This window comes from Gordonia aurantiaca, assembly GCF_039939235.1.
In the GTDB taxonomy this organism is placed as follows: Bacteria; Actinomycetota; Actinomycetes; order Mycobacteriales; family Mycobacteriaceae; genus Gordonia.
In genome coordinates this window covers 734,023-759,307 of sequence record NZ_JBDUUF010000001.1, presented here as the reverse complement: position 1 = coordinate 759,307, position 25,285 = coordinate 734,023, and the positions used below count along the sequence as shown (strand labels likewise).

Sequence of the window (25,285 nt, the reverse complement as noted above, 5' to 3'; positions counted from 1 at the left end):
CCTTAGGTTGTCCGCCCTTCGTTGCCGTCAGCCGCACGATGACTGTGCTTGGTCAGCGGGTCCGGAGTCTGCCACTGCTCGGTGGGCGCGTCGTTGCCCGCGTAGTCGATCACGTCTGTCTTGGCCTCCGCGACCGCGACATTGCCGGTCGGGGCGGTGGTCCACTCGTTGCCTGCGGCGGCCATGTTGTTGGCGTGGGCGTCGCTCTCGGCGCGGATTCGGTCTTCCTCTTCCATGCTGCGCAGGATCGCCTCCTGCGCCTGCGGGGGAAGGGTGTGCAGCATCGCCATCACACGCTCACGGTGCCGCTTGACCGCCTTGCGCTCGGGCATACCCGGATTCGGCTGCACCTGCGGAATGATCTCGGTGAAGTCCTCCTTGGTACCACCACCGGAGATACCCGCGGCCTGCATCGCCTCTTCCTGCTTCTGGACCGCCTCGTCCTTCTCCTCGGACATACCGATCGGACCGAACCGGTCACCGGCCAGGAACTGCTTGACCACCGGCTGCTCCGAGGTCAGCAACTGCTCACGTGGACCGAACATCACCAGCTCCTTGCGGAACAGCATGCCGATGTTGTCCGGGATCGTCCGCGCGATGTTGATGTTGTGCGTCACGATCAGGATCGTCGCGTCGATCTGCGCATTGATGTCGATCAACAACTGCGAGATATACGCAGTACGAACGGGATCCAGACCCGAGTCCGGCTCGTCACACAGGATGATCTGCGGATCCAGCACCAACGCGCGCGCCAGGCCGGCACGCTTGCGCATACCACCGGAGATCTCACCGGGGAGCTTGTCCTCCGCACCGGTCAGACCGACCAGATCGATCTTCTCCATCACGATGTCGCGGATCTCGTGTTCCTTCTTCTTCGTGTGCTCACGAAGCGGGAACGCGATGTTGTCGTACAGGCTCATCGAGCCGAACAGCGCACCGTCCTGGAAGAGAACACCGAACAGCTTGCGGATCTCGTACAGTTCCTTGGCCGAGCACTTGGTGATGTCGGTGCCGTCGATGATCACCGACCCCTGCTCCGGATGCAGCAGACCGATCAGGGTCTTCAGGAACACCGACTTACCGGTACCCGACGGACCCAGCAGCGCCGACACCTCACCCTCCGGCAGGGTCAACGTGACATCGCGCCAGATGTTCTGCGAGCCGAAAGACTTGGTGAGCCCCTCGACACTGACCTCAACACCCACAACTTCCTCCAGACGATCGCTGCCCCCGAATGCGGCCACGGTGTGTCCGCACACCAACCGGTTGCATTTGTGGTTGGGGTCACTGTAACCGAACGGCGACCCCCCACAACGCGACCGGCTTCACACAGCGTTGGCGGGCACGGAAGCTACCAGTCGGTAACCTCCGTTGCGTCGAGAACATTAGCGGATGATTTCTGGTGAGGAAAGTCGGGGGCAGCACTCCCCTGTGACGACGGACGCAGAGTCCCAGGTCACTTCGAAGGACCTCATTTCACGCAGCCGACATCGATCGGAGTCGCCGCTCCGGAGCGGTGTCGCGGACGCGGCTGCGTCACTCGTCCACGCTCTCCGACCGGGCATCGGCGAGCGACTGCAGGCGGCGGCCGATGGCGATGTTCCGCACTCCCGATCCTCGACGAGCCGGGGCATCGAGGCCGCGTCCGCGCCCTCCGCAGCGCGGCGTCGAACACGACCAGCGATAGCCCGAGATCACCCGCCACGGCCACATCGACCGAGCGCGAACACCTGCGTGTAGGCATCCATCGAGACACCCGAAGCGGCCGAGCGTCGAGACACCGCGGTCGCGACCGGACGTGGAAGCGGCGTGGGAACGACCCCGATGCAGGCGCGCTGCGTTCTCGGCGCCCTCCAGGACGGGTGTGGCCGCGAACCACACCGGGGGCCGGCCTTCGTCAGCCGCCCTTGCCGCACCGTTGGACTCACGACGTCGTCGGCGGCGCCCAGCCGCAGTGTGTCGCCTCGCGGAATACGTGCCCGTATCCGTCGGTCGGGAATCTCCGTGGGGAACTCGAGATGACGCTCGGACGTGATGGCTCGGACGTGATGGCTTGGACGTGATGGCTTGGACGCAGCCACGGGCCGATGACGCAGCCACGGGCCGATTCGGTTTCATCGGCGATCGAGAGCGTCTGTCGGCCGAATCCGGCGGCAAGAAGACCCCCGGACACCAACGAGCCCGGGACAGCAACGCCGTCCCGGGCTCGCGAGAAGTAAGAGAGTCTTACTTGAGGGTGATCTTGGCGCCGGCCTCTTCGAGCTTGGCCTTGGCAGCCTCGGCGTCTTCCTTGCTGACCTTCTCGAGCAGCGGCTTCGGAGCCGACTCGACGAGGTCCTTGGCCTCCTTCAGGCCCAGGCCCGAGACGACCTCGCGGACGACCTTGATGACCTGGATCTTCTTGTCGCCGGCCGACTCGAGCACGACGTCGAACTCGTCCTGCTCGGCAGCGGCGTCGGCGCCACCGGCAGCAGCCGGAGCACCGGCAGCGGCAACGGCGACCGGAGCGGCCGCGGTGACCTCGAAGACCTCTTCGAACTTCTTCACGAACTCGCTGAGCTCCAGCAGGGTCAGTTCCTTGAACTGCTCGATGAGCTCGTCAGCGGTGAGCTTCGCCATGATCGGCGTCCTTCCTGTCAGTCCCCGTACGGGGGTTGGTTTCACATCCCCGTACGGTTCGGGGATAGCTGTGGGTGCGGCGAATTACTCGCCGGCTTCGTTCTTCTTGTCCTGCAGGGCCGCAGCGAGACGCGCGACCTGCGATGCCGGCTGGTTGAACAGGCCGGCGGCCTTTGCCAAGTTGCCCTTCATGGCACCGGCGAGCTTGGCCAGCAAGACCTCACGGGTCTCAAGGTCGGCGATCTGCTCGATCTCGGCCACGGACAGCGGCTTGCCGTCCATGTACCCGCCCTTGATGACCAGAGCCTTGTTGTCCTTGGCGAAGTTCTTGATCGCCTTTGCGGCCACGACCGGCTCACCCTCGATGAAGGCGATGGCGGTCGGACCGGTGAACAGCTCGTCGAGCCCTTCCACGCCCGCCTCAGCAGCGGCACGCTTCACCAGGGTGTTCTTGGCGACGGAGTAGGTTGCACCCTCACCGAGGGAACGTCGCAGCTCAGAGATCTGCGGGACAGTCAGACCACGGTATTCCGTGATGACTGCCGCCGTGGAGCCCTTGAACTGCTCCGCGATCTCCGCAACAGCGGTGACCTTTTCGGGCTTGGCCATACTTCGCCTCCTCTCCTCGTCACTATGAGTTGGTCGGGTTCAACTGAGCGACGGGCCGTGGAGGCGATCAAAGGCGCGTGAAACGACGAACGCCCCGGCACACAGGCACGGGGCGTGAACACACGCACACCCAAAGGGCGTGGTAAGTACATTCCTCGTTCATCCTGCGTGGGCCGGCGACCTGCGTCGCGCCTTCGTTCGGGAAATCCCGACGACCGACGGTCTCTGGTTGAACCGATACGACACACGGGTGTGCATCACATCGAGGACTAGGCTACGTGGTCGTGGGGGAACATTCCAAATCGCCGGCCGTACACGACCCCAACGAGCGCGCGCAGGTCGCGATGGACGCGATCACCGCGCGTCACCTGCAACGCGCGTTCTGGTTGCCCGCAACCCGCGCCGCCGCGGTGGCCTGGCCCATCGGGTTCCTGCAGGCACGCTTCGGATCCTGGCACTACTGGTGGCATGCGCACCTCGTCGATCTGCTCGTCGACGCGGCGATCCACCGTCCTGGCGGATCGGGGTACGGCGACCGCAGCTTCGACCCCGAGGTCGCCGACGACGTCAACCGACTCCTCCGGGGCATCCGGGTCCGCAACGGCGGCAGGTGGACGAACAACTACTACGACGACATGGCCTGGCTGGGGCTGGCGATCGAACGCGCCGACCGGCACCTGGACCTGTCCCACCGGCGCGGGCTGGAGGTCCTCACCCGCCGCATGCTCGACGCCTGGGTGCCCGAGGAGGGCGGCGGCATCCCGTGGCGCACGATGGACCGCTTCTTCAACGCCCCCGCGAACGGGCCGGCCGCGATCCTGCTGGCACGCACCGGACACCTCGACCGCGCGGTCGCGATGTGCGACTGGATGGACGCCAACCTCATCGACCCGAAGACGCATCTCGTCATCGACGGCCTTCGCCGGCAGCCCGACGGTTCGCTGACACCGGAGACCGGTACGTACACCTATTGTCAGGGCGTCGTCCTCGGCGCCGAGCTCGAGGCCTTCCGCGGCACCGGCGACCGGCGTCATCTCGACCGGCTCGCCCGGTTGCTCACCGCCGTCGAGAAGCACTCCTGCGTCGACGGGGTCATCCGGGGCGGCGGCGGTGGTGACGGCGGCCTCTTCCACGGCATCCTGGCCCGCTACCTCGCACTGCTCGCGACCGACCTCCCCGAGGTCGACGGTTCGGATGAATTGCGATCGCGGGCTGCACGGATCGTGATCTCGAGCGCCGACGCCGCGTGGTCCAACCGGACCGAGACCGGGGGGTCGGTGGTGTTCTCCAGCGACTGGCGTGCCAAGGCGGCCATCCCGCGCAACAAGGGCACGAAAGCGCAGTTCGTCGGGGGTGCGGTCAACCCGTCGGAGATCCCGGAGCGGGACCTGTCCGTGCAGTTGTCGGCGTGGATGGTCCTCGAGGCGGCGGCCGCGATCGACCTCGCGCTACCAGAACGTGACCGGCCGTAGACCTCTGATGGCCGAACCGACGCCGCCCGGTTAGCCATCCGACACACGCGCTGAGTTATCCTTCAGCGAACGAGTGAGTGATGTGTACCACATCGGGCTCTTCTGGCGATGTAGGACATGGGAACTCACGACCGACACGACGGGGTGTCGGTGTCCACCCGGCCATCACGACCATCGGTACCGCGGCGCGGCATCTCACCCCAGGCAGGGGTATGCACCATGACGTACCAGCTGGATCCGGCGGAACGGCCTCGCCCGGTTCGGTCGCGCCGCGCGATCGACGCACCCCACTTCGGCACGCTCCCCCTCGGCGATCCCACGGGCGGCGCCGACGGCATCCGCTGGCGCGAACAGGTCGACGGCAAGCAGCTCTACCCCCGCGTGAACATCGACCGCGACGTATCGATCCGGATGAGCGACGGGGTCGTCCTGAAGGCCACCGTGATCCGCCCGGCGAACCGCTTCGGACAGACGGTGCTGACGCCGTATCCGGCGATCATCAACATCAACCCGTACAACCGCGCCGCGATCGACTTCATCGACCAGACCCTGCACGCCCCGGTGATCGGCAAGGCGCTGCACAACGCATCGCGGTCGATCGACGCGTCGGGCACCGCCCTCGAGGGCCTCACCACGCTCACCAAGACACTGTCCGGCGGGGTCTTCGACGTCTTCGGCATCAACCGGAACCTGGTGCGCAGCGGTTACGTGCAGGTCGTCGTCGACGTCCGCGGAACCGGTGCGAGCCACGGCAAGTGGGAGATCCTGGGCCCGCGCGAGCAGCAGGATTCGGTCGAGATCATCGACTGGGTCAGCGAACAGGAGTGGTGCGACGGCACGGTGGGCCTGGCGGGGTGGTCGTATTCGGCGATCAACTCGCTGCAGGCCGCGGACAAGCGCCCGCCCCAGCTGAAGGCGGTGTTCGCGGTCGAGGGCTGTGACGACATCGTGCGCGACATCTACATCACCGGCGGCATGCCGTCGGCGTTCATCCCGGTATGGCTGAGCGCGGTGAACGCGCTCAAGTGGGTGCCGAACCCCGCCAACGTCCTCCGCGACATCCTCCGCGGCGACGCACTGCGCTGGGCGATCGACCGGATCAAGTCGCCGGCCACGGAGATCCCCTCCCTCCTCTGGGGTTTCCTCACCGCGCGGGACCCGCGCATCTTCGACGACCCGTACTTCGATGTGCGCGACCCGGTCGTGTCGCGGATCGAGGCGCCGACCTTCACCGTCGGCGCGTGGCATGACCTGTTCGGCCGCAGCGCCACCGGCGTCTACGAACGCCTGCAGATGGAACCGGGCCGCAAGCAGATGATCGTCGGCGACGGCTATCACCTCGACGTGGGTTCCGGTTTCGGCGGGCACGCCGCACCGCCGCGGCTCGACGTCCTCGAGCGCGCCTGGTTCGACCGCTGGCTCAAAGGCCATCGCAACGGCATCGAGTACTACGGTCCGGTCACCATGCGCCAACAGGGCGGCCAGTGGACGTCGGGCCAGAGCTTCCCACGGCCCGGTGTCGAGCCGACCCGGCTGTACCTGACGCCCGAACCGTCGTCGACCGCCGACCACGCCGTCCACGACGGGTCCCTCAGACCGTCTCCTGCGCAGGGGGTTTCGTCGCTGCACGTCCGCCCGGACAACCGCGGCCTGCGGTCCCGGGACATGACGCAGGTGACCGCAGGCGCGACCCTGGTCCTGGGCGGCGACTGGTCGAAGGACGCGCGGTTCCAGGAGCACGGCGCGCTGTCGTTCACCACTCCCCCGGTGTCGGTGGCGACCCCGATCAGCGGCGCGATGAACCTACGCCTCAACGTGGCGACCCATGCGCACGAGGCGATCTGGGCGGTCACCGTCAACGACGTCGCGCCCGACGGGACGTCGACCGTGCTGACCAACGGCGCTCTCTCGGCGTCGAACCGGGCGCTGGACCGGAGCAGGTCGGTCTACGCCTCCGACGGCAGCCTCCTGTCTGCGCACCACTACCTGTCGCGCAAGCGGAAGTTGCCGGTCCCCGCCGACGAGCCGATCCGCATCGACGTCGACCTGGTGCCCACCGACGCCGTGCTGCAACCAGGTCACCGGCTCCGCGTCGACGTCTACGCAGGGAGCACGCCGCGGTATCTGACGGTGGTTCCGGACCTCATCAAGGCGCGTGGCCGCCGCGAGCAGCGCCTGGTCCTCGATCCCGAGCACCCCAGCTACCTGACCCTGCTCGCCGGCGAGGGACTGAGCTTCGCGGTGGAGCAGATCAGCGTCTGACCTCGGCGACCTCGACCTCCGGGCGGCGCCGACCTGCCCTTTGGGACGGTATGCTTCAATCGTCTCATTGACAGCGACCATCCATGGGCCTAACGTTTTTGGTAACAGGTGTAGCCAGAAACCGGGTCAGACGCCCAGAACGATCGGAGTCCGTCCGATGACCACGTCACCGCTCGCCGCCGCGACGTCGCGGACGGCAACCGCCGCATCAGATGAGCCCACCGCGCCGAGGTCCCCTGCGCCGAAGATCCCCCAGCGCCACCCGGACCGTCTCTGCGAGATTCCGATCGGGCTGCGCCTCGTCGGCCCGATGCTCGGCCTGCGGAAACCGAACCGGGAACTGTTCAGGCACCTCGGCGAGTTGCTCAACGTCGGCGACGAGGACGCCGACCGCCTGGTCGAGTGGATGTACTCGGTGGGCATGAAGTCGGCGCGCCCGCTCTTCGAACGGGCTCTGGAGAACGGCATCGCGTCGATCCCCGACGCGCCGGCCCCGCTGCGCGAGTTCTTCGAGATCTACGAGAGGGTCCCGGGCTGGGTGAACCGCGAGATCATCGAGGAGGGCGCCCGCGTCATGCGCAGCGGCGGCGCCGACGGCCTGTACATCGCGCGTGACGTCGCGCTGCTCGGCGGCTACCAGTTCTCCGGCTTCAACCAGACCCTGCTGCGGACCGGAGCCCTGGAGAAGGGTTCCAACCGGCGGTTCGCCGAGACCACCCGGTGGGCCACCGACGTGATCACCGAAAACGGTTTGCGCCCACAGGGAATCGGATACAAGTCGACATTGCGGGTGCGGCTGATCCACGCCATCGTGCGGCGCCACGTCGCACAGATGGACGACTGGGATTCCGACAAGTGGGGTCTGCCGATCAACCAGACCGACATGGCCGCGACGCTCGTCGGAGCGCTGGTGTCGCCCAGCGTCGGTGCGATCATGATGGGAATCGTCTACCGCCCCAGCGAATATGACGCCGTCGCACACCTGACCCGGTACACCGGCTGGCTGCTCGGCGTCGATGACGAGTTCCTGCCGCGCGACTTCCGCGACGCGATCCGCGTGCTGTACCACACGTCGTACGTGCTCTCCACACCCGACGAGACCACGCGCCGGCTGTCGATCCCGATGGGCGACGACACATACCAGTGGAACTACCGGCGGTTCCCGACGCTGCGTCGCAAGATCGCACGGTCGCAGCATCTCTCGGTCACCAGCGGTTTCCTGGGGCCGAAGGCGATGCGGACGCTGGGGTTGCCGTTCGTGTTCCCGTGGTATCCGCTGATGCGGTTGCCGATCAACCTCGTCCGATCGGTCGCCGCGTTGCGGCCCGGCGGGCGCGAGCGCGCCGCGATCCGCGGGATGGCCGAACAGCGCGAGTTCATGCGGATTATGTCGGGCGACGACGTGACGATCGGGCATTCGGCGAAGGAGATCACCGGGCACTGACCGCGAACGCAGCCTCCGGCACCGATCTGGTCCGGCGGCGGCACGTCCGGCACCGTGGCGAAACGCACCACAGCAGGCCGAGGCCGTAGCTGGCATAGTGGCACCCATGCAGACCGACCGTGTCAATGGGGAACCGACGTGAAACTCGGGATGCTCTACTCACTGTCGGGTGTCCAGGCCGAGATGGAGCAGTCGATCCTCGACGGCGCAATGCTGGCCGTGCATCAGATCAATGCCCGCGGAGGCGTTCTGGGCTGCGCTATCGAGGTCGCGATCTACGACGACCAGTCCGAGGTCTCCTCGACTGCGCGCGGCGTGGACCACCTGTGCCGGGTCGAGAACGTCGACGCCATCGTCGGCGGGTACACTTCGGCCGCCCGGTTGGCCCTGATACCGGCGATCCACTCCAACTCGACCCTGCTCATGTACCCCACCTACTTCGAGGGTGAGGAGACCGATCCCCGCATCTTCTACTGCGGTGCGGCCCCGAATCAGTACATCGCCGACTACCTCGCGTGGATCGCCGACACGCTAGGCCGGCGTGTGTACGTGGTCGGATCGGACTACATCTATCCGCGGGTGCTGTCCGAGGCGATCCGCCGGCTCGCCGGGCGGCTCGGGATCGAGGTGGTGGGCGATCGATACAGTCCGATCGGCGAGACCCGGTTCGAGGCGATCATCGATGACATCGCGGCCAAGCAGCCCTCGGTCGTCATTTCCAACCTGGTAAGTACCGACTCGACCACCGCGTTCTACACCCAGTACCATCTCGCGGGATTCACCGCCGAGACCACGCCCATCGCCGCGACGGTCACCACCGAACTCGATCTCGCCCACATGCCCACCGAGGTGAGCGACGGACACTACATGGTCGCGACCTACTTTTCCGGCCTGTCCTCGGGCGTGAACGCCGACTACCGGCGGCAGCTGCTCGAGGTCCGCGGACAGGTCTGGAGTCACGCGGTCCAGGTCGGCGCGTTCAACGCGGTGCACGCCCTCGCGCTCGCGGCGGAGACGGCGGGATCGCTCGACCACGACGACCTGTCGCGCGCGCTGATCGGGATCCGCTTCGACGACAGCCCCGAGGGGGCGCCGTTCTTCTTCCGCGCCAACCACTACAGCGCGCATCCGGCCTACATCGGCCGTGCCGAGCACGGCCGATACTCCGTCATCCGGGAGTTCGACGCGCGGCTGCCTGATCCCTGGTGGTCAGGGAGCGACTTCCCCGCCGCGGTCGACCCGGCCTCGGGCCGCCTCGCCGAGACATAGCGCGAGGTAGTAGTCGGTCCGGTCGGCCATCGTCTGCAGGCCCCGGCCGGTCAGTTTCTCGATCCGCGACAGCCGATAGCGCAGCGTGTTGATGTGGATGCCGAGCTCGTTGGCGGTCGCGCCCGAGCTGCAGTCGAGGGCGAAGAAAGTCTGCAGCGTGGACACGTAGTTCGTGTCCTTCTCCCGGTCGTATGCGGCAACGGGTCCGAGCAGCGACCGGTGAAGCGCCCGGGCGCGTTCGGGATCGCCGGCGAGAAGGGTGGCCGCGAAGGGGACCGGCAGGACCACTCCGACCGACCCAGCGTCGCGGGACCGGGACCGCCGCTCGGCCATCTGACGGGCGTTGATCAGGCCTCTCATGAGATCGTCGCTACCGCGGATGAGGTAGGAACTGCCGCCTACCGCCAGACCGGGATGACGCGCGACGAAGAGTTCCTCGAAGACCTTCATCTGCCGGCCGAAGTCACCGCGCGACGGCGCCTGCGGTTCCTTCTCGGTTCCCGTTTTGACCAGGGCATAGGCCGACGACCCGTACGCGGCCGCGATCGTCGACAACCCGGCGGCGGCACCCAGGTCGTGTAGGGCCTCGACGACCCGGGACGGTGTGATGGCCGCCTGCTCGTCGACGATTACCGCAACCGAGTGCACGCGGTCGCCGGACACGTATCCGAACGACTCGACCCACGGCTCCATCGCGGAGGCCGGCAGCCGGGCCTCGAGCAGCTCGCGCACCAGCACCGCCTCTAGCGGCCTACGCATCAGCCGCTGGGCCTTCAGGACGTACGTCGCGGCGTCGAGGTCGTGGACCAGTTTGCGCACCCGGGCCGGCTCCAGCGGCCGCCGCTCCGGATTCGACAGCGCCAGCGCGGCCTTCGACCGGGGCAGGGTGATGTTCAGCGCCGCAGCGATTCCCGGGATCGCATGCATGGCCGCCGCCGGAAGGGCGACCGTCTTGGCCAACAGTCCCAGATCGGGCTCCTGTGACGGCGCCACGAGGACCGCTCCGTCGAGGACCACCGCCCCGAAGATCGAGGACCTGCGGCGGAACGAGTCGAGCAGGTCGGCGATCACGGTAACCGGGTCCGGGTCGGACTCCTCGACAGCCTGCGGCTGGGCCTCGTCGAACAGTGCCCGGATGTCGTCGAACCGGCACCCCTTGGGCAGCATGTAGATCGGCACGCCCTGCTGCACACATGCCGAGACGAACTCCGCTGTCAGACAACGATCATCAGTGTCGACCACCACGGCGCACACTCCACGCCTGCGGATCGCGGCGACGAACGCACCTGGTGCGCCCGCCGCCCGCCAGCCCATCTCGCGCATACAGACCAGGTTGCCGGCCTTCACCTCCGGCGCGGCCGACGCACACTCGGCGACCCCGGTGACCTCCTGGCGGCGGGTGCGCTCGGCGGGGCCGGGCGTCAACGGCAGCAGACCGAGCCGGTCGGCGACCTCACCCACCGTCGGCATCCGGACCTCCCGTGTGTCGTGGCCCCTCGATTATCGACGCACCCGGCAGATCCCTCCACTCGACAGATCGCCCATTCGACCGATCGCCGCAACGAGGTTTCCGTTGTGTGACAAAACGTTTCGTATCCATTTCGGACACAACCCCGTTACCGGCCCCCAGTTCCGCGTTTGCCCTGGTCGCGCCGCCCCGGTGGCCACCGGGGCGTGCCGGGGTCCAAGGCCGGACCGCACCGGCCTGGCAACTGAGCCAATTGTCTGCTTCCGCCGCACGGCGTTTCGTAGTGGCGTCCCCGCACCGCCTACCAACGAGGTGTCCATATGACCGAAGCCATCAGCCCGAGCGGAAAGTTCCGGACCGCCGTCGACATCGGCGGCACGTTCACCGACGTCTTCGTCCAGCAACCCGACGGGACCATCCGCACCGCGAAGTACCCCACCCAGAACAACCCGATCGACGGCGTGCTCGCCGGCATGGAGCAGACCGGGGTGGGCTGGGAGGACGTCGAGTTCTTCTCGCACGGCACCACCATCGCCACCAACGCGCTGATCACCCGCCGGTTCCCCAAGGTGGCATTGGTAACCACCGATGGCTTCCGCGACGTCATCGAGATCCGGCGCGGCGACCGCGAGTCATGGGATCCCTACCAGGAGGTCGCCCCGCCGGTGGTCCCGAGGCGTCACCGCCTGACTGTGCGCGAACGCATCGGCTACGACGGCTCAGTCCTCGAACCGCTTGACGAGGACGGCGCCCGCGAGGTCGCCCGCGTCCTGCGTCGCCGCGAGATCGAAACCGTCGCAGTTTGTTTCGTCAACTCCTTCACCAACCCGGTACACGAGAGCCGGATGGCCGAGATCCTTGCCGAGGAACTGCCCGGCGTCTCGATCACCACGTCGAGCGACGTCCTGCCAGAGATCTTCGAGTACGAGCGGTTCTCCACCACGGTCACCAATGCCGCGCTCATCCCGATCATCGGCCCCTACGCACGCACTCTCGAGGGCCGGCTCGCCGAGGCCGGTTACGACAACGACGTGCTGCTGCTGCACTCCGGCGGCGGCGTGATGACCCCGGCGATGGCCGAGCGGTACGGTGCCCGACTCGCGGCCTCCGGCATTGCCGCCGGGGCGATCGCCAGCCGGCACATCGCGCGCACCTGCGGCTTCGAGAACTCCATCGGCTTCGACATGGGCGGCACCTCCACCGACGTGTCGCTCACCGACAACGGGGTGCTGGCTACGACCAACATGTGGAGTGTCTCGTTCGGCCACCCCATTTGCTTCCCGAGCATCGAGGTGCTGACCATCGGCGCCGGCGGCGGATCGATCGCCTGGCTCGACGACGCAGGATCGCTGCGAAACGGCCCGCAGTCGGCCGGTTCCGATCCGGGTCCGGCATGCTACGGCGGTGCCGGCGAGCTCGCGACCAACACAGACGCCAACCTGATCTTGGGCACCGTCGGCAAGAAACTGGCCGGTGGTGTCAAGGAGCTCGACGAGTCACTGGCGCGGGCGGCGGTGGCCAAGATCGCCGAACCGCTGGGACTCGATGTCGAGACCGCCGCGCAGTCGATCATCAAGGTCGCCAACGCCAACATGGCCGACGCGATCCGGCTGATCTCCATCCGCAAGGGACACGACCCTCGCGACTTCGCTCTGGTCGGCTTCGGCGGCGCAGGCCCGCTGCACGCCGCCTATCTCGCGAAGGACCTCGGAATCCCGACGGTCATCATCCCCCCGCATCCCGGCGTCACCTCGGCGATGGGCTGCATGCTCGTCGACATCCAGCACGACATCACACGGATGTATCTGGCCGACACCGACAACGCCGACCTCGATCACCTCACTGCGACGTTCGCCGAACTCCGGGAGGAGGGGCGCGCTCGGCTGACCGCCGAGCACGTCGATCCCGACGACATGCTCTTCGAGTGCTACCTCGACATGCGCTACAAAGGCCAGTGGCGCGCCATCTCGGTCCCGGTCTCCATGCCGCTGAGCGATCTCGACGAGGTGGTCGCGTCCTTCCACGCCGCCCACCTCAAGGAGCACAACTTCTCCTCAGAGGACTCCGGGGTCGAGATCTACCGGATCTCCCTGCGCGCCATCGGCCTGACGCCGCGGATGGATGCCACCCCGGCCGAGCTCATCGATCCCGCGGACTTCGAGCCGCACCCGCTCGAGGTGCGGCAGGTGCTCTTCCCCGACGAGCAGGCTCGGCTCGCCACCCCCGTCTACGACCGGGCAACTCTGCCCCCCGGTGCGGTGCTGAACGGCCCGTGCATCGTCGACCAGCTCGATTCGACGACCGTCGTACCGCCGGCCACCACGGCCCGGGTGGACGAGTGGGGCAACCTCCTGCTCACTGCGGCTGAATGAACACCCTCTCCGACAGACAAGGAAAACCACGTCATGGCAACCACTCTGGACCCGGTCACCTTCGAGGTGCTCAAGAACGCCTTCATCAACACTGTCGATCAGATGGCCGAGCAGATCCTGCGGACCTGCTACTCGTTCGTCATCTATTCGCGCGACTTCTCCTCGGCGATCTGCGACACCGAGGGCAACACGGTGATGCAGGGCACCGGCGACATCGCCGCCCACGTGGGCACGCTGCACTACACCGCCAAGGCCGTCATCCGGCAGTTCGAGGGTGACATCCATCCCGGCGACGTCTTCGTCATCAACGACGTCTACGAAGGCGGCAGCCACTTCAACGACACCCGGATCATCCGCCCGATCTACTACCACGGTGAATTGCTCGGCTACGCGCAGGCCAACGGCCACTGGGCCGACGTGGGCGGCGCGACGCCCGGTTCGTTCAACGTCAAGGCGCTCGACCACATGGGCGAGGGGCTGCGTATCCCGCCCACCCGCCTGTGGAGCAGGGACCAGTTCCTCGAGGACGTCGCCCACCTCATCGCGAAGAACACCCGCAGCCCGCGCGACGTCATCGGCGACATGCAGGCGCAGGCGGAGGCCACTCGCGTCGCTGAGCGCGAAATCCAGCGTCTGTGCGACAAGTACGGCGTCGATACGGTCAAGACGGCGATGGCCGAGGTCCAGGACTACGTCGAGGACCTCACCCGGGCCAAGATCGCCGCCCTGCCCGACGGTGTGTGGTACACCGAGGACTACATCGATCAGGACCCGGCGCTGGGCGAAGGACTCATCCCGATCAAGACGCGCATGACGATCTCCGGAGACACCGTCCACTATGATCTGAGCGAGTCCCACGCCTCGATCTCGTCGATGCTCAACGCCGGGTTCGGCGGTTCGTTCGCCGGCATCGTCGCCGGCACCAAGATGCAGTTCCCGGACATCCCGCTGAATTCCGGCTTCTACCGGGTCGTCACCGCCGATCTAGGGCCGCTCGGTTCGATCGTCAACGCCGACTGGCCCTCACCGTGCGCAGGCTTCTGCTCAGGTCCGTTCGAGAAGATCATGAGCTCTGTCTTTGAGATCTGGTCCGATATCCAGCCCGAGCGCGCGATGGCGTGCACGTTCAACCTTGAGTACCTGCTCGTCGGCGGCCGCGATCAGCGTGGCGAGGGCAACCCCAACTTCATGTGGTACGACTGGATGATGGGCGGCTGGGGCGCCCGAAACGGCGCCGACGGCTACAACGCCTCGGCCGCGGTGTTCGGAGTCCAGTACGGCACACAGCCTTTCGAGGGCCAGGAACGCCTGGCGCCTGTGCTGACCAGTTGCCACGACCTCGTCCCCGACTCGGGTGGTCCGGGCAAGTACCGCGGCGGCCTAGGCGCCGAAAAGGGTGGAAAGCTCTGGGCGAGCGACAACACCGTGATGTCCTACTGCTGCGACCGGGAACGGTCGGTGACCTGGGGCCTGTGGGGCGGCCTGCCGTCCATCCCGCACGGGGTGTGGCTGAACAAGGGGACCGAGAACGAGCGGTATCTCGGCTCGATCTTCGCCGCCGAACCGATCAGGTCCGGCGACGTCTTCACCCGCCCCTCGGCCGGCGGCGGCGGACTCGGTGACCCGTTGCAGCGAGACATCGACGCCGTACTCGAGGACGTCATCGACGGCTACGTCACCATCGAGCGCGCCGAGAAGGACTACGGCGTCGTCATCAAGGCGATCGATCCCGAGATCCTCGAGTACGAGGTCGATCTCGAGGCGACCCTCGCCGCGCGTGAGTACATCCGCACCCACCGCCGGTCCTGGATGGAACGCGACCCGCACGAGGTCTCTGACGAGTACCGAGCCGGCCTGATCAACGAGATGGACTGCGTACGTCAGTTCGGGGTGATCCTCGACTGGGGCAGCGGCGAGGTCCTGGCCAAGACGACGGGCCAATTCCGAGAGATGTTGCAGCGACGCACCATCGTGCACTGGACCGACGACCCGAACGTCGACTATGTCACGGGCACCCTACGCGTCTCCGAGACCGCGACAGTCTGAGCCGCCGACCCGGCCGGTACGACCTCTCCTACTCGACACCCAGCGGCGGGTGGTGGGCAACGACGCCCCCACCCGCCGCCCCTGGATCCCTCACGTCTGCGAAAAGGAACGATCTCCATGACTCTTGACATCTCCTCCTCGAAGTCGGGTGGCGTGCCCGCCCTCGAGGTGACCCACACCGATGACCCGCATGTCCTCGCGCGCGCCGCGGCCGAGGACTATTCGCTGCACATCGTGCCCCGGTCGTGGCGGACCTCCCGGTCGTCGGTGTCGATGGCCTGGTTCGGTTTGATGAGCGCGATGTTCTTCGTGGTCGTCGGCGCCACAGTGTCGCTGTCGGTGGGCGCGGCCGATGCCCTCATCGGTATCGGCCTGTCGGTGCTGGCCTACGGGGCCATCAACTCGGTGGCGGCGAAGTTCGCCAACCAGACCGGCACGAGCGTCTCACTGTTCTCCCGCGTGGTGTTCGGGCGCGCCGGCTCCGCCTTCGCCGCAGCTTTGTTCGGCATCACGATCGCCTACTACGTGGTCGCCGAGGGTGCGATCGTGGCATCCGCGCTGCACGCCTACTTCGGCGGACTGCCGATGGCGTTCTGGGCGTTCGTCGTGGTGGCCTACCAGGCGCCGCTGGCCTGGCGCGGTGTGACGACCTGGCTCGACCGTCTCAACGGCGTGCTCCTGCCGCTGTACGTGCTGGGACTCGTGGGATCGGTCGTGTGGGCAATCGCCGAGTACGGTTACAGCAACGAGTGGCTGACCTACAAACCGGAGACCGCCGCCGACATCGGCGTCCCGGGTTGGTGGTTCTCGTTTGTCATCTATATGGGCGTCTGGGTGGTCACCATGATGGCCTGGGACTACGCCCGGTTCGGACGGCCGCAAGACGCGGCCTTCAATGCGCGCGTCTCGTTCGGCACCCCGTTCTACGTGGTCACCCTGCTCGTCAACGCGGCGGTCGGCATGTTCCTGGCTCAGACCATCACCATCGCCGGCCCACTGTCGGAGGAGTCCGCCATTCTCGGCGTGATCGGGATGATGGGCATCTGGGGCCTGCTGTGGGTGCTGGTGAGCCAGACCCGCGTCAACAGCGGCAACTTCTACCTCGCCTCGACGAACTTCCAGAACTTCTTCGCCCGGACGCTGAAGTTTTCGATGCCGCGCACCTTCTGGGTCGCTGTGGTGGCGGTCATCGTCTACCTGATGATGCTCACCAACGTGCTGTCCTGGATTACCACCTCGCTGCAGTACCAGGGTGTGCTCATCGTCGGATGGGTAGCGATCGCTCTCGCCCACATCGTCTGGATGCGACTGCGCAAATTGGCCCCGGACTCGCTCGAGTTCCGACCGGGTCGGGTTCCGGCAGTCAACCCAGCGGGCGTGGGCGCATGGGGGATCGCGTCGGCCATCGGCATCTTGCTCATCCTCGTCGACGAAGGCTCCGGTGCGCTGTGGGCACCCCCGGTCGCCTTCGTCGTCGCCGGCGTCGTCTATTCGGTTGCCCTCGCGTTCTACCGCGACGGTTGGTTCGTCATGAAGCGGCCGTACGACCCGCGCGACGAGGTCGACGACATGTGGGAGGCGCGCGTCCGCTGCCATCGCTGCGGCGACGCCTACATCGCCTACGAAATGGATCGCGACCCGGCGGCCGGTCACGCGCCGATCTGCCTCGCCTGCGCTTCCGATGACCTCGCTTTCCAGCGGGCGGCCGATCGCGAGGCGGCTGCATACCGCACCAGCTGATCTCCGGCACTAGCGGTGAGCAGGCCGTCCCGGGTCCTCCGGGACGGCCTGTCCGCGTGAACCGTCAGCCAATGTCGACCGTCAGTCAGTATCGACCGTCAGCCAATGTCGACCGTCAGCCAGTATCGACCGTCAGCCGATCCCCGAATCGGCCAACACGACCCGGTACACGAACGCGGCCTCGGGGCCCAGCACCAGCCCGACGAGCTCGATCAGCGTCAACACGAAACCCCGACCGTGGCTCGGCCCCTCCGTGTCGTCCAGGTGATGCGCGACCTCGTGCAACACGACGAGTTCCCGCAATGCCCACCGGCCCTCGGAGTCCGACGGAATCGCGATCTCGGCCTCCACCGGTCCCCCACCGGACACCGGGACCCTGCGCGCGTAGTGGGCCTGTCGTCGGCCACGCCGTTTCCGCACCGACACCGGTTCGGCGGCGCGCGGGAATCGTTCGCGAACGCCGGGCAGGTCCAGCACTCGCCGGACGTAGTCCTGCACGGCGTCGATGGACGCGAAGCGCGCTTCCGCGGGCAGCGTGATCTCGGCACCGGCGAGCTGCACCGTCCTCGATGACGGTGCGTTGTCGAACAGCCGGTGGACCAGCCGCTCGGCGTCGTAGAACGCGGCGCGGCCGGTGTCGCGGGGACTCACGGCCATGCCCTCACGCCTCGAGAGCCCCTCGCGGAGCACCGAATTCATGGTCGGTACCGATCTTGGCCCGACGCCCCGCGCGGTCGCCGGCGCGTCGTGCGGCTTCGGAGTAACCGGCCGACGCGCTCGACGGACGCCACGTACCGCGGGCCGTCGACTCCGTCTTGTAGAAGTCGCGGACCTCGATTTCCTTGTTGCGCAACGCAAGTGCCGTCGACCGCTCCGGTTCGCCCGACTTCCGCTCGGCGTCGAGCGCTTCCTCACGCGCGGCGTCGCGGGCCTCGGCGAGGCGCTTGCCGATACGTTCGGCGAACGCGGACTGGAAGTTCAGCCGTGCGGTGATCGGCGACAGCGGTTTCTCCTCGATGACGCGGCGTGCGCGCCAGCCGGTGCCCTTGGTGACGACCCGCGCGAACGTCTCCCCCTTGTAGGCGCCGGATCGCAGGTAGGCATCGCTGGCGGCCACCATCTGCACGATCAACGACGTGTACAGCGCCTCGCAGGCGTCGATGTCGGCCTCGTAGCCGTAGGCGAGGACGAAGGTCGAGTTGGATGCGACGTCGACGGTCACGTCGTTGGCCGATGCAATGGCGACGAACAGCTGCACGTATGTGCGGAGGCCACGCTTTCCGGGTTCCCCGATCTTGATCTGCCGGCTGATCGGGGTGACCGTCCTGCGGGCGGCGGGATCGTGCGCACGGGCCACCGCGAGGTCGATGGCCGATGCGGTGGCCAGCCGCTGCGCGGCCTGCATGAATGCCTCGGCCTCGTGCTCGTTGTCGGTGTTCTCCGCCTTGCGGAGAAGGGCCGCGATCTTGGAGAGCAGCTTGTCGTCGCGCATGCAGTTCAGACTATCTGCGCGCCCGAACGGTTCCATCGGGCGCGCAGATGGTAGAAAAATCGCAGGTGGTGGCCACCCGCCACGGGCGGCCGGGCCCGCTGGGTCCCCGGGCGGTGCCCACCGGCGATGTCGTCGTCGCTGATCTGCGGCTGCCGCCGGTGCCGCCGGGTACGCGACCGATCGTCGGGCGATCGAACGGAGACGGCGATCGGACCGAGACGATGTGGGTCAGTGTTGTTCGCAGGCGATGCCGTCGCCGTCGCGGTCGCTCTCCGAGTTGGCGTTGTAGAGGTCCTCGTCGACGGTGAAGTTCGTGACCGGGGTGCCGGACGTCGAGTCGACGGCACCCGGCCTGCCGACGCCGTGCGGGTAGTCCTCACGGAGAGCGGCGCAGTTCGGGTAGTCGGTCGCGGCCGACGCCGGGGCGGCCACGGCCAGCGGCGCGATCATCAGCGTTCCCGCCGCCATGTAACCCAGAACCGTCTTACGCACAACGCTCATCGTCGAACCCTTTCCACACCGGTGTGATCAGATCGAACCTACCGGTAGGCGGCGTGCGGACCCGCATCGGAAACGAGGATTGGTCCGGTCGAGCGACAGGCACCCGAGCCCACCCGAAATCGCGGGTCGAGCGCACAATCGTGACCTCCACGCATCCCGCGAAACCGCACCCAAACCCGCGACGCCGAGTACTTCGACGTCTCGGTGGAGGAGTTGCGCGGGCCCGGCAAGACCCGCTCGATCGCGCAGGCCCGTCAGATCTCGATGACCTGTGTCGTGATCCTGTCGGCCTCTACAACCCGAACCTCGTCTGCATCTGCCGCAGCGTCTCGGCCGACGCGAGCAGGCCCGCCCGCTCCTCGTCGGACAACGGCACCTCGAGTCGTTTGTACGCACCCTCCCGCGCGACGACGGTCGGCAGCGACAGGCACACGTCCTCCAGCCCCGGGAAGCCGGTGGCGACCGTCGACACCGGCAGCACGCGATGCTCGTTGTCCAGCACGGCCTCGACGATCCGCGTCGCCGCGAGCCCGATCGCGTAGTTGGTCGCGCCCTTGCCCTCGATGATCCTGTAGGCCGCGTGCACGACCTCGTGCCGGATTCTCTCGCGCGCAGCGTCATCCATCGGAGGACGCCCGGGCAGCGGCGTCCACTGGGTCAGCGGCACCCCACCGATCATCGCCGACGACCACAGCGGAATCTCACTGTCGCCGTGCTCCCCGACGACGTACGCGTGCACACTCTGCACGGCCACCCCGCAGTGGTCGGCGACGAGGAAACGCAACCTCGACGAATCGAGCACCGTCCCCGAGCCGAACACCCGATTCGGCGGCAATCCACTGACCTTCAGTGCGGCATGGGTGACGATGTCGACGGGGTTGGTGACCATCAGGTAGATCGCGTCCGGCGCGACCTCGAGCACCTGCGGCAGGATGGTGTGCGTCAAACCGATTGTCGCCTCGGCCAATTCGAGGCGGGATTGTCCGGGCTTCTGTTTGGCGCCGGCCGTGAGCACGACGACATCGGCGTCGGCGCACACGGCGAAGTCGTCGGACCCGATGACGTCGGCGCGCGGCACGAACTCCAGGCCGTGCGAGAGATCGAGGACCTCGGCGGCGACCTTCGTCGCCTTCACGTCCATCAGCGCGACGGTGCGCGCCACCCCGCGGATCAGCGCGGAATAGGCGATCGCGGTGCCCACCGCGCCCGCGCCGATGATCGCCAGCTTCGTCGGTCGTCCATCCATCGGATCACCGTCCGCCTCGGTTCGCTTCGGGTCACATCGCCTCGTGGACACAAGGATAGGTGTCGTCGTCGTCCCGCGCCCGACGACCGCCTCGCCGGCGACGCCGCCCGGCGCCGGGGTTGGTACCCTCACCCTCGAGAGCGGTCGCACCCGCACCACGCGGAGGCAAGGGAACCTGGTGGGAATCCAGGACTGGCGCGCAGCGGTATGGGGGACGAGCCCGACACCAAGGCCACTGGGGCAACCCGGGAAGGCGTCGGGCCCGGTCGATCCCGAGTCCGAATACCTGCCGCTCTCCACGAGTCCACCGGCGTCTCGCGCACAGACGCCCAGACCGAGGTAGAAACACGTGTCCCGTCCCCCAGACGGCACGACCGGGGTCGCCGGCGCATCAGCGCCGCGACTTCCGTCGACGCCGCTTGCCCTGATCCTGTCGGCGCTCACGCTGGTGAGCATTGTGCTCGCGACGGCGTTCGGCGCCGAGTCCATCCCGATCGAGGAGGTCGGGCGCACCGTCGTCGGACGCCTGCGCGGCGACGAGGTCGACGCCGCGCACTCGGTCATCATCTTCGACCTCCGCCTGCCACGCTCGATCCTGGCCGCGATCGTCGGCGCCGGGCTCGCACTCGCCGGAGCACTGATGCAGGCGCTCGTCCGCAACCCGCTCGCCGAGCCGTATCTGCTGGGAGTGTCCGCCGGGGCGTCGGTCGGCGCGACGGTGGTCATCACCCTGGGTTCCCTTGCAGCGCTGGGTGTCTGGGCTCTGTCGGCGGGCGCCCTCCTCGGGGCGCTCGCGGCATCGGTTGCGGTGTAAACCATCGCTCGTGCGCAGGGGGGCCTCACGCCCCTCCGACCTCGCCCGACTTCCGGCGCGGCGTCGCGCCCGCTCGATCGCCGTCGTCACGCAGGACGAACACCCGTCAGCCGAACTGACCGTCGCCGAGGCCGTGGGCCTGGGCCGAACACCGTACCGGTCATCCTGGGCGACAAGCAGTTCCGACGACGCGGCGGCCGTTGAGGAGGCCCTGCGCACGGTCGGTCTGGCCGGCCGGCAACGATGGTCGTGTACCCGATTGTCCGGTGGAGAACGACACCGCGTCGTGCTGGCCCGCGCGCTCGCGCAGCGGACCCCGATCATCGTTCTCGACGAGCCGACCAATCATCTCGACGCCGCGTGGCGCCTGCGTCTGATGCAGGTCCTCGACGAACTCGACGCGACGGTTGTCGCCGCGATGCACGACCTCGACCTCGTCCTCCGCCATTTCGACGCGGCGGCGGTCGTCGCCGACGGCGGGATCGTCGCCCAAGGGCCACCGCTGGAGGTGCTGACACCCGATCTGCTCGCCTCCGTGTTCGACGTGACCGGCAGCATCGTGCCGCATCCCGAAACCGGGCGGCCGCACCTGTTGCTCAACTCGCCGAACACATCCGAACTGCCGACTCTCAACCTCGAGGAAATCCCGTGAGGCTCGCACTCCCCAGCACTCTCATCGTCGTCTCCGCGCTCACCGCCGGACTTCTCGCCGGATGCGGCACCGACGACTCCACCGCATCCGCGGACTCGGTCACCGTCACCAACTGCGGCGAACAGGTCGCCTTCCCCCAGCCCCTCGAGCGTCTCTTCGTCAACGACGGCGGCATGATCGCCATCGCGCTCGCGGCCGGAGCGCGAGACAAGATGGTCGCCGTCAGTTCGTTGGCACGCGACAAGGACGTCCTACGACTCGTCTACGGCCCGGAACAGGTCGACACCCTCAACGAGGTCTCCACCCAACCGCCCACGCTGGAGAACATCGTCGGCGCCAGGCCGCAGGTCCTCTACGCCGGGTACAACTACGGCATGAGCGAATCCCGGGGGATCACCCCGGAGATCCTCGCCTCGCACGGCATCGACGTGTACCAACTTTCGGAGGCATGCCGCAAGGTCGACGGACAGGCCCAGCGGGGCACGATGGACCCGTGGGTCGCACTCGACACCGACCTGCGCAACATCGGCACGATCACCGGTAACCCGGGCCGGGGCGCGAAAGCCGCCGACGACGTCGCCAAGCGCCTCGAAAAGCTCCGCGGCGCACCGCAACCGGAGGTCCGGCCGACGGTCTTCGTGTTCGACAGCGTGTCCGACACCATCTTCACGTCTGGCTCCTTCGGCGGGCCCCAGGGCATCATCGACGCCGCGGGAGCGCGCAACGCCACCGAGGACGTCCGGGACACGTGGACGGCGGTCAACTGGGAGCGGATCACCGTCGCCGATCCCGACCTGATCGTCTTCGTCGACTACCCCGGCCAGAGCGTCGAGCAGAAGATCGGGGCGCTGCGCTCCAACCCGGCAAGCCGGAACCTGAAAGCGGTGCGGGAGAGCCGTTTCGTGAACCTGCCGTACGCGATGTGGGTGTCCAGTCCGCTCAACATCGATGCCGCCGAGACGCTTCGGGCGGTGCTCGAGGCGCACGACCTCGCACCCGCGTCGGGCATCACCCCGCCGCTCGACGTCCGGAAGCTCGGACTGGCGGGCAACGACTGGCTGAACTGAACACCGCCCCAACGAAAAAGCGCTACTTCGCCCCCCCAGAATCGCGAGTCCCATCTCGCGATTCCGGGGCGAAGTAGGGATTCTTGGAGGGCTCGGGTTACGCGATGGCCCGGATCGCGGTGCGCACGAAGTCGCTGTGCTCGGTCCGCAGTCTCAGCGCGGAGTCGATGTCGACGGCGGTGAACCGCACCGAGTCGGACGCCTTGACCTGTGCGAGGAGGTCGAGGTCGGGCGTGATGACGGTGCCGACCACCAGCGCCCCTCGGTCCGGGACGGCGTCGCGCAGCAGACAGCTCAGCGACCCGTCGGCCACGCAGAGCGAGCCGAACGGGTGCGCCACGGGTACCTCGTCGGCACGGCGGGCGTCCTCGGGATCCTCGGACTCGACGACCTGCAGCGACTCGCCGACGAAGCGGCAACGCGACCGATCGGCCTCCGCCACGACCTGGAACTCGCGTTCGGTGAAGTGCTGCAACGACTCCGGCGTCAGGCGATGAGCGCCGACACCCAACACGATGCGGATCTCCTCCGACGCCGACAGCGTCGGCCGCAGCCGCACCGGGAGGTGGCGCCCTTCTTCGACCGCGCGCATCCGCTGTCCGACGCGCAGCACGTCCCCGGCGCGCAGCGCGCGACCGCCGAGACCGCCGACTCCGGTGAGCAGATCCGTTGCGCGGCTGCCCATCACCACCGGGACGTCGAGACCGCCCGCGAAGGCGATGTAGGAGTGTGCCCCACCGCGGATCTCGCCGATCCTCAGTTCCGATCCGGCAGGCAACCACAGCGCCGTCCACGTCGGGTGGGCCACACCGTCGATGAGGACGTCGACGTCTGCACCGGTGACCGCGACCGTGCAGTCGGCGTCGGTGGCCAGCGTCAGCCCCGACAGCGCGGTCTCGAGGGTGGCCGCCTTGGGTCCGTTGCCCACCAGCGCGTTGGCGACGCGGTTCGCGAACTGGTCGAGGGCACCGGCAGACGGCATCGCCGTCGTCATCGTGCCCGTGCGTCCGAGGTCCTGGACGGTGGTACGCACACCGGGGTCGACGATCGTGATCACGGCAGCTCCTCCACCAGCGCGCGGGAATAGGCGAGACGGTCCGCGGCGAACTGCTGCAGGTCGAATTCGACCTCGGCGCGGTTGATCTCGTAGGTGCCCGCCTCGTAGGCCGCCACGATCTCGTCGTAACCCGACTCGTCGACCGGGGTGAACTTGACGACGGTGGGTGCGCTCAGCAGGAACGGCGACCCGTCGGCCCCCTTGCCGTTGTCGAAGTCGACGACCGGCACCGCCGCGCGACCGAGGAGCTGGAGGTCACCCGGGACGTCGACCGGCTGGACGTTGGTCGCGTTGCGACCGTGCCCGACGGCCCCGACCGGGGTCTCGGTGCGCGGTGCGGAGTACCTGGGCGCCTTCAGCTGCATCTCCCGCGGCACCAGCTGCAGGCATTCGGCGTTGCCGGGGACGCCGCCGGTGTAGGTCACGATGAACGGATGCGCCGAGTGTGCCGCGACCAGCCCGTCGACCGTGTCGAAACCGTTGAGGCGAGCGGTGAATTCGAGGTCGGTCTCCGCGGGCGAGGGATGCCGGTCGCGGAACCGCGCGGCGACCTCCGCAGTCACCGGGTCGTTGTAGAACACCGGGATCTCGACGACGGTCGTCGCGAAAGTCGGCGCGAACTCCCCCTTGCCGGCGATCGCCTTCTGGTGCGCGGCGATCAGGATCGGGATCAGATCGCGCGGGTCGAGCTCCTCGGGACGGACCCGGATCGTGTACCCGGTGTGCGCGGGGGCGATGTCGACGATCCCGTCCAAGTCGAGCGAGATGACCGCGGCCACGATCGCCTGCACCTGCAGCGCGGCCTTGACGTCGAAGCCCACCGCCGGGTCGACGACCTCGCGCAGCTGCACGACGACGAACTCGTCACCGCCGAAGGACAGTCGCGCCTTGCCGGGGAGCATGAAGAACTGGGGTTCCACGGTGGCCACCGCCTGTGTCATCGCAGCGCCACCGCCCGCCGGTCGTCACATCGGTTTGCTCTGATTGCCACTACTTCTCACACCTCGTCACTGCCGTCAGCCGCATCTGTCGTCCTGATCACCCGCGGCCGGAGCCCCCCCACCGCCACGCCGATGGTGAACAAACTCGGCAAGCTTATCGGCAGGCCCGACGTCGGCTGCGTCACGCTCCACGCCGGCTTCGAGGCCCCTGCGA

At 67.6% G+C, this 25,285-nt stretch carries 19 protein-coding genes, 2 pseudogenes and 1 riboswitch; of the genes and pseudogenes, 11 read left to right on the top strand and 10 right to left on the bottom strand.

Translation table 11 applies throughout. The annotated features are described in order from the left end of the window. Positions 1-2: 2 nt before the first annotated feature. The 3 genes from ABFT43_RS03440 to rplJ all read right to left on the bottom strand — a co-directional run bounded on the left by ABFT43_RS03440 (position 3) and on the right by rplJ (position 3,228). On the bottom strand, positions 3-1,205 hold the full coding sequence (locus tag ABFT43_RS03440) for an ABC transporter ATP-binding protein (RefSeq protein WP_347958977.1): 1,203 nt from the start codon (positions 1,203-1,205) through the stop codon (positions 3-5). A gap of 1,021 nt (positions 1,206-2,226) precedes the next feature. Then, positions 2,227-2,619 (bottom strand): 50S ribosomal protein L7/L12, encoded by a 393-nt coding sequence (gene rplL, locus ABFT43_RS03435; RefSeq protein ID WP_347958976.1) that lies wholly within the window; start codon positions 2,617-2,619, stop codon positions 2,227-2,229. Between the two features lie 84 nt (positions 2,620-2,703). After that, complete coding sequence (gene rplJ / locus ABFT43_RS03430; protein WP_347958975.1) at positions 2,704-3,228, bottom strand: 50S ribosomal protein L10; 525 nt, start codon at positions 3,226-3,228, stop codon at positions 2,704-2,706. 284 nt (positions 3,229-3,512) lie between these two features. Here rplJ and ABFT43_RS03425 point away from each other — a divergent pair, with 284 nt between their 5' ends. The 4 genes from ABFT43_RS03425 (at position 3,513) to ABFT43_RS03410 (ending at position 9,675) form a co-directional block, all read left to right on the top strand. Continuing rightward, positions 3,513-4,700 carry a glycoside hydrolase family 76 protein gene (locus ABFT43_RS03425; protein ID WP_347958974.1) on the top strand — a complete coding sequence of 396 codons (1,188 nt, stop codon included), beginning with the start codon at positions 3,513-3,515 and terminating at the stop codon, positions 4,698-4,700. 219 nt (positions 4,701-4,919) lie between these two features. Next, complete coding sequence (locus ABFT43_RS03420; RefSeq protein WP_347958973.1) at positions 4,920-6,962, top strand: CocE/NonD family hydrolase; 2,043 nt, start codon at positions 4,920-4,922, stop codon at positions 6,960-6,962. A 157-nt stretch (positions 6,963-7,119) separates the two neighbouring features. Next, complete coding sequence (locus ABFT43_RS03415) at positions 7,120-8,406, top strand: oxygenase MpaB family protein (protein ID WP_347958972.1); 1,287 nt, start codon at positions 7,120-7,122, stop codon at positions 8,404-8,406. Positions 8,407-8,556: 150 nt separating this feature from the next. After that, positions 8,557-9,675 (top strand): transporter substrate-binding protein, encoded by a 1,119-nt coding sequence (locus tag ABFT43_RS03410; protein ID WP_457590098.1) that lies wholly within the window; start codon positions 8,557-8,559, stop codon positions 9,673-9,675. Here ABFT43_RS03410 and ABFT43_RS03405 read toward each other — a convergent pair. Then, the gene (locus ABFT43_RS03405) at positions 9,616-11,145 is read right to left on the bottom strand and encodes a helix-turn-helix domain-containing protein (RefSeq protein WP_347958970.1); all 1,530 of its coding nucleotides are present in this window, start codon (positions 11,143-11,145) and stop codon (positions 9,616-9,618) included. The two genes, ABFT43_RS03410 and ABFT43_RS03405, sit on opposite strands and share 60 nt — an antisense overlap. Before the next feature lie 318 nt (positions 11,146-11,463). On the opposite strand from ABFT43_RS03405, the gene ABFT43_RS03400 reads away from it, so the two are divergent. From ABFT43_RS03400 to ABFT43_RS03390, 3 genes are all read left to right on the top strand, one after another. After that, the gene (locus ABFT43_RS03400; protein WP_347958969.1) at positions 11,464-13,515 is read left to right on the top strand and encodes a hydantoinase/oxoprolinase family protein; all 2,052 of its coding nucleotides are present in this window, start codon (positions 11,464-11,466) and stop codon (positions 13,513-13,515) included. A gap of 33 nt (positions 13,516-13,548) precedes the next feature. Further along, on the top strand, positions 13,549-15,561 hold the full coding sequence (locus ABFT43_RS03395) for a hydantoinase B/oxoprolinase family protein (protein ID WP_347958968.1): 2,013 nt from the start codon (positions 13,549-13,551) through the stop codon (positions 15,559-15,561). Between the two features lie 117 nt (positions 15,562-15,678). Continuing rightward, positions 15,679-17,301, top strand: a complete 1,623-nt coding sequence (locus tag ABFT43_RS03390) for a purine-cytosine permease family protein (RefSeq protein WP_168700185.1) — start codon at positions 15,679-15,681, stop codon at positions 17,299-17,301. Positions 17,302-17,433: 132 nt separating this feature from the next. Here ABFT43_RS03390 and ABFT43_RS03385 read toward each other — a convergent pair whose 3' ends face one another. From ABFT43_RS03385 to ABFT43_RS03375, 3 genes are all read right to left on the bottom strand, one after another. Then, entirely contained in the window at positions 17,434-17,952 is a 519-nt protein-coding gene (locus ABFT43_RS03385) for a TIGR04338 family metallohydrolase (protein ID WP_040526898.1), read from the bottom strand. Between the two features lie 10 nt (positions 17,953-17,962). Beyond that, positions 17,963-18,793 carry a DUF2786 domain-containing protein gene (locus tag ABFT43_RS03380; protein WP_347958967.1) on the bottom strand — a complete coding sequence of 277 codons (831 nt, stop codon included), beginning with the start codon at positions 18,791-18,793 and terminating at the stop codon, positions 17,963-17,965. A gap of 228 nt (positions 18,794-19,021) precedes the next feature. Continuing rightward, on the bottom strand, positions 19,022-19,294 hold the full coding sequence (locus ABFT43_RS03375) for an excalibur calcium-binding domain-containing protein (protein WP_347958966.1): 273 nt from the start codon (positions 19,292-19,294) through the stop codon (positions 19,022-19,024). Positions 19,295-19,477: 183 nt separating this feature from the next. Here ABFT43_RS03375 and ABFT43_RS22665 point away from each other — a divergent pair. After that, positions 19,478-19,602 (top strand): annotated as a pseudogene (locus ABFT43_RS22665) (helix-turn-helix domain-containing protein); the annotation flags it as partial. Here the strand turns inward: ABFT43_RS22665 and ABFT43_RS03370 are convergent. Next, complete coding sequence (locus ABFT43_RS03370; RefSeq protein ID WP_347958965.1) at positions 19,587-20,540, bottom strand: L-lactate dehydrogenase; 954 nt, start codon at positions 20,538-20,540, stop codon at positions 19,587-19,589. The pseudogene ABFT43_RS22665 and the gene ABFT43_RS03370 overlap by 16 nt on opposite strands. A 124-nt stretch (positions 20,541-20,664) precedes the next feature. Then, positions 20,665-20,848, top strand: a riboswitch (cobalamin riboswitch). Positions 20,849-20,889: 41 nt separating this feature from the next. Here ABFT43_RS03370 and ABFT43_RS03365 point away from each other — a divergent pair. From ABFT43_RS03365 to ABFT43_RS03355, 3 genes and pseudogenes are all read left to right on the top strand, one after another. Next, positions 20,890-21,351 (top strand): annotated as a pseudogene (locus ABFT43_RS03365) (iron chelate uptake ABC transporter family permease subunit); the annotation flags it as partial. 13 nt (positions 21,352-21,364) lie between these two features. Beyond that, positions 21,365-22,006 carry an ABC transporter ATP-binding protein gene (locus ABFT43_RS03360; RefSeq protein ID WP_347958964.1) on the top strand — a complete coding sequence of 214 codons (642 nt, stop codon included), beginning with the start codon at positions 21,365-21,367 and terminating at the stop codon, positions 22,004-22,006. Beyond that, a complete protein-coding gene (locus ABFT43_RS03355) occupies positions 22,003-23,073 on the top strand; it encodes an ABC transporter substrate-binding protein (RefSeq protein WP_347958963.1) in 1,071 nt (356 codons plus the stop codon). The genes ABFT43_RS03360 and ABFT43_RS03355 overlap by 4 nt, the downstream gene beginning before the upstream one ends. 97 nt (positions 23,074-23,170) lie before the next feature. Here the strand turns inward: ABFT43_RS03355 and ABFT43_RS03350 are convergent, their stop codons facing one another. Further along, positions 23,171-24,130 carry a 5-oxoprolinase subunit C family protein gene (locus ABFT43_RS03350; RefSeq protein ID WP_347958962.1) on the bottom strand — a complete coding sequence of 320 codons (960 nt, stop codon included), beginning with the start codon at positions 24,128-24,130 and terminating at the stop codon, positions 23,171-23,173. After that, positions 24,127-25,071, bottom strand: coding sequence for a carboxyltransferase domain-containing protein (locus tag ABFT43_RS03345; protein ID WP_347958961.1), 945 nt, complete (start codon positions 25,069-25,071; stop codon positions 24,127-24,129). Before ABFT43_RS03345 ends, ABFT43_RS03350 begins: the two co-directional genes overlap by 4 nt. Positions 25,072-25,285 lie beyond the last annotated feature (214 nt).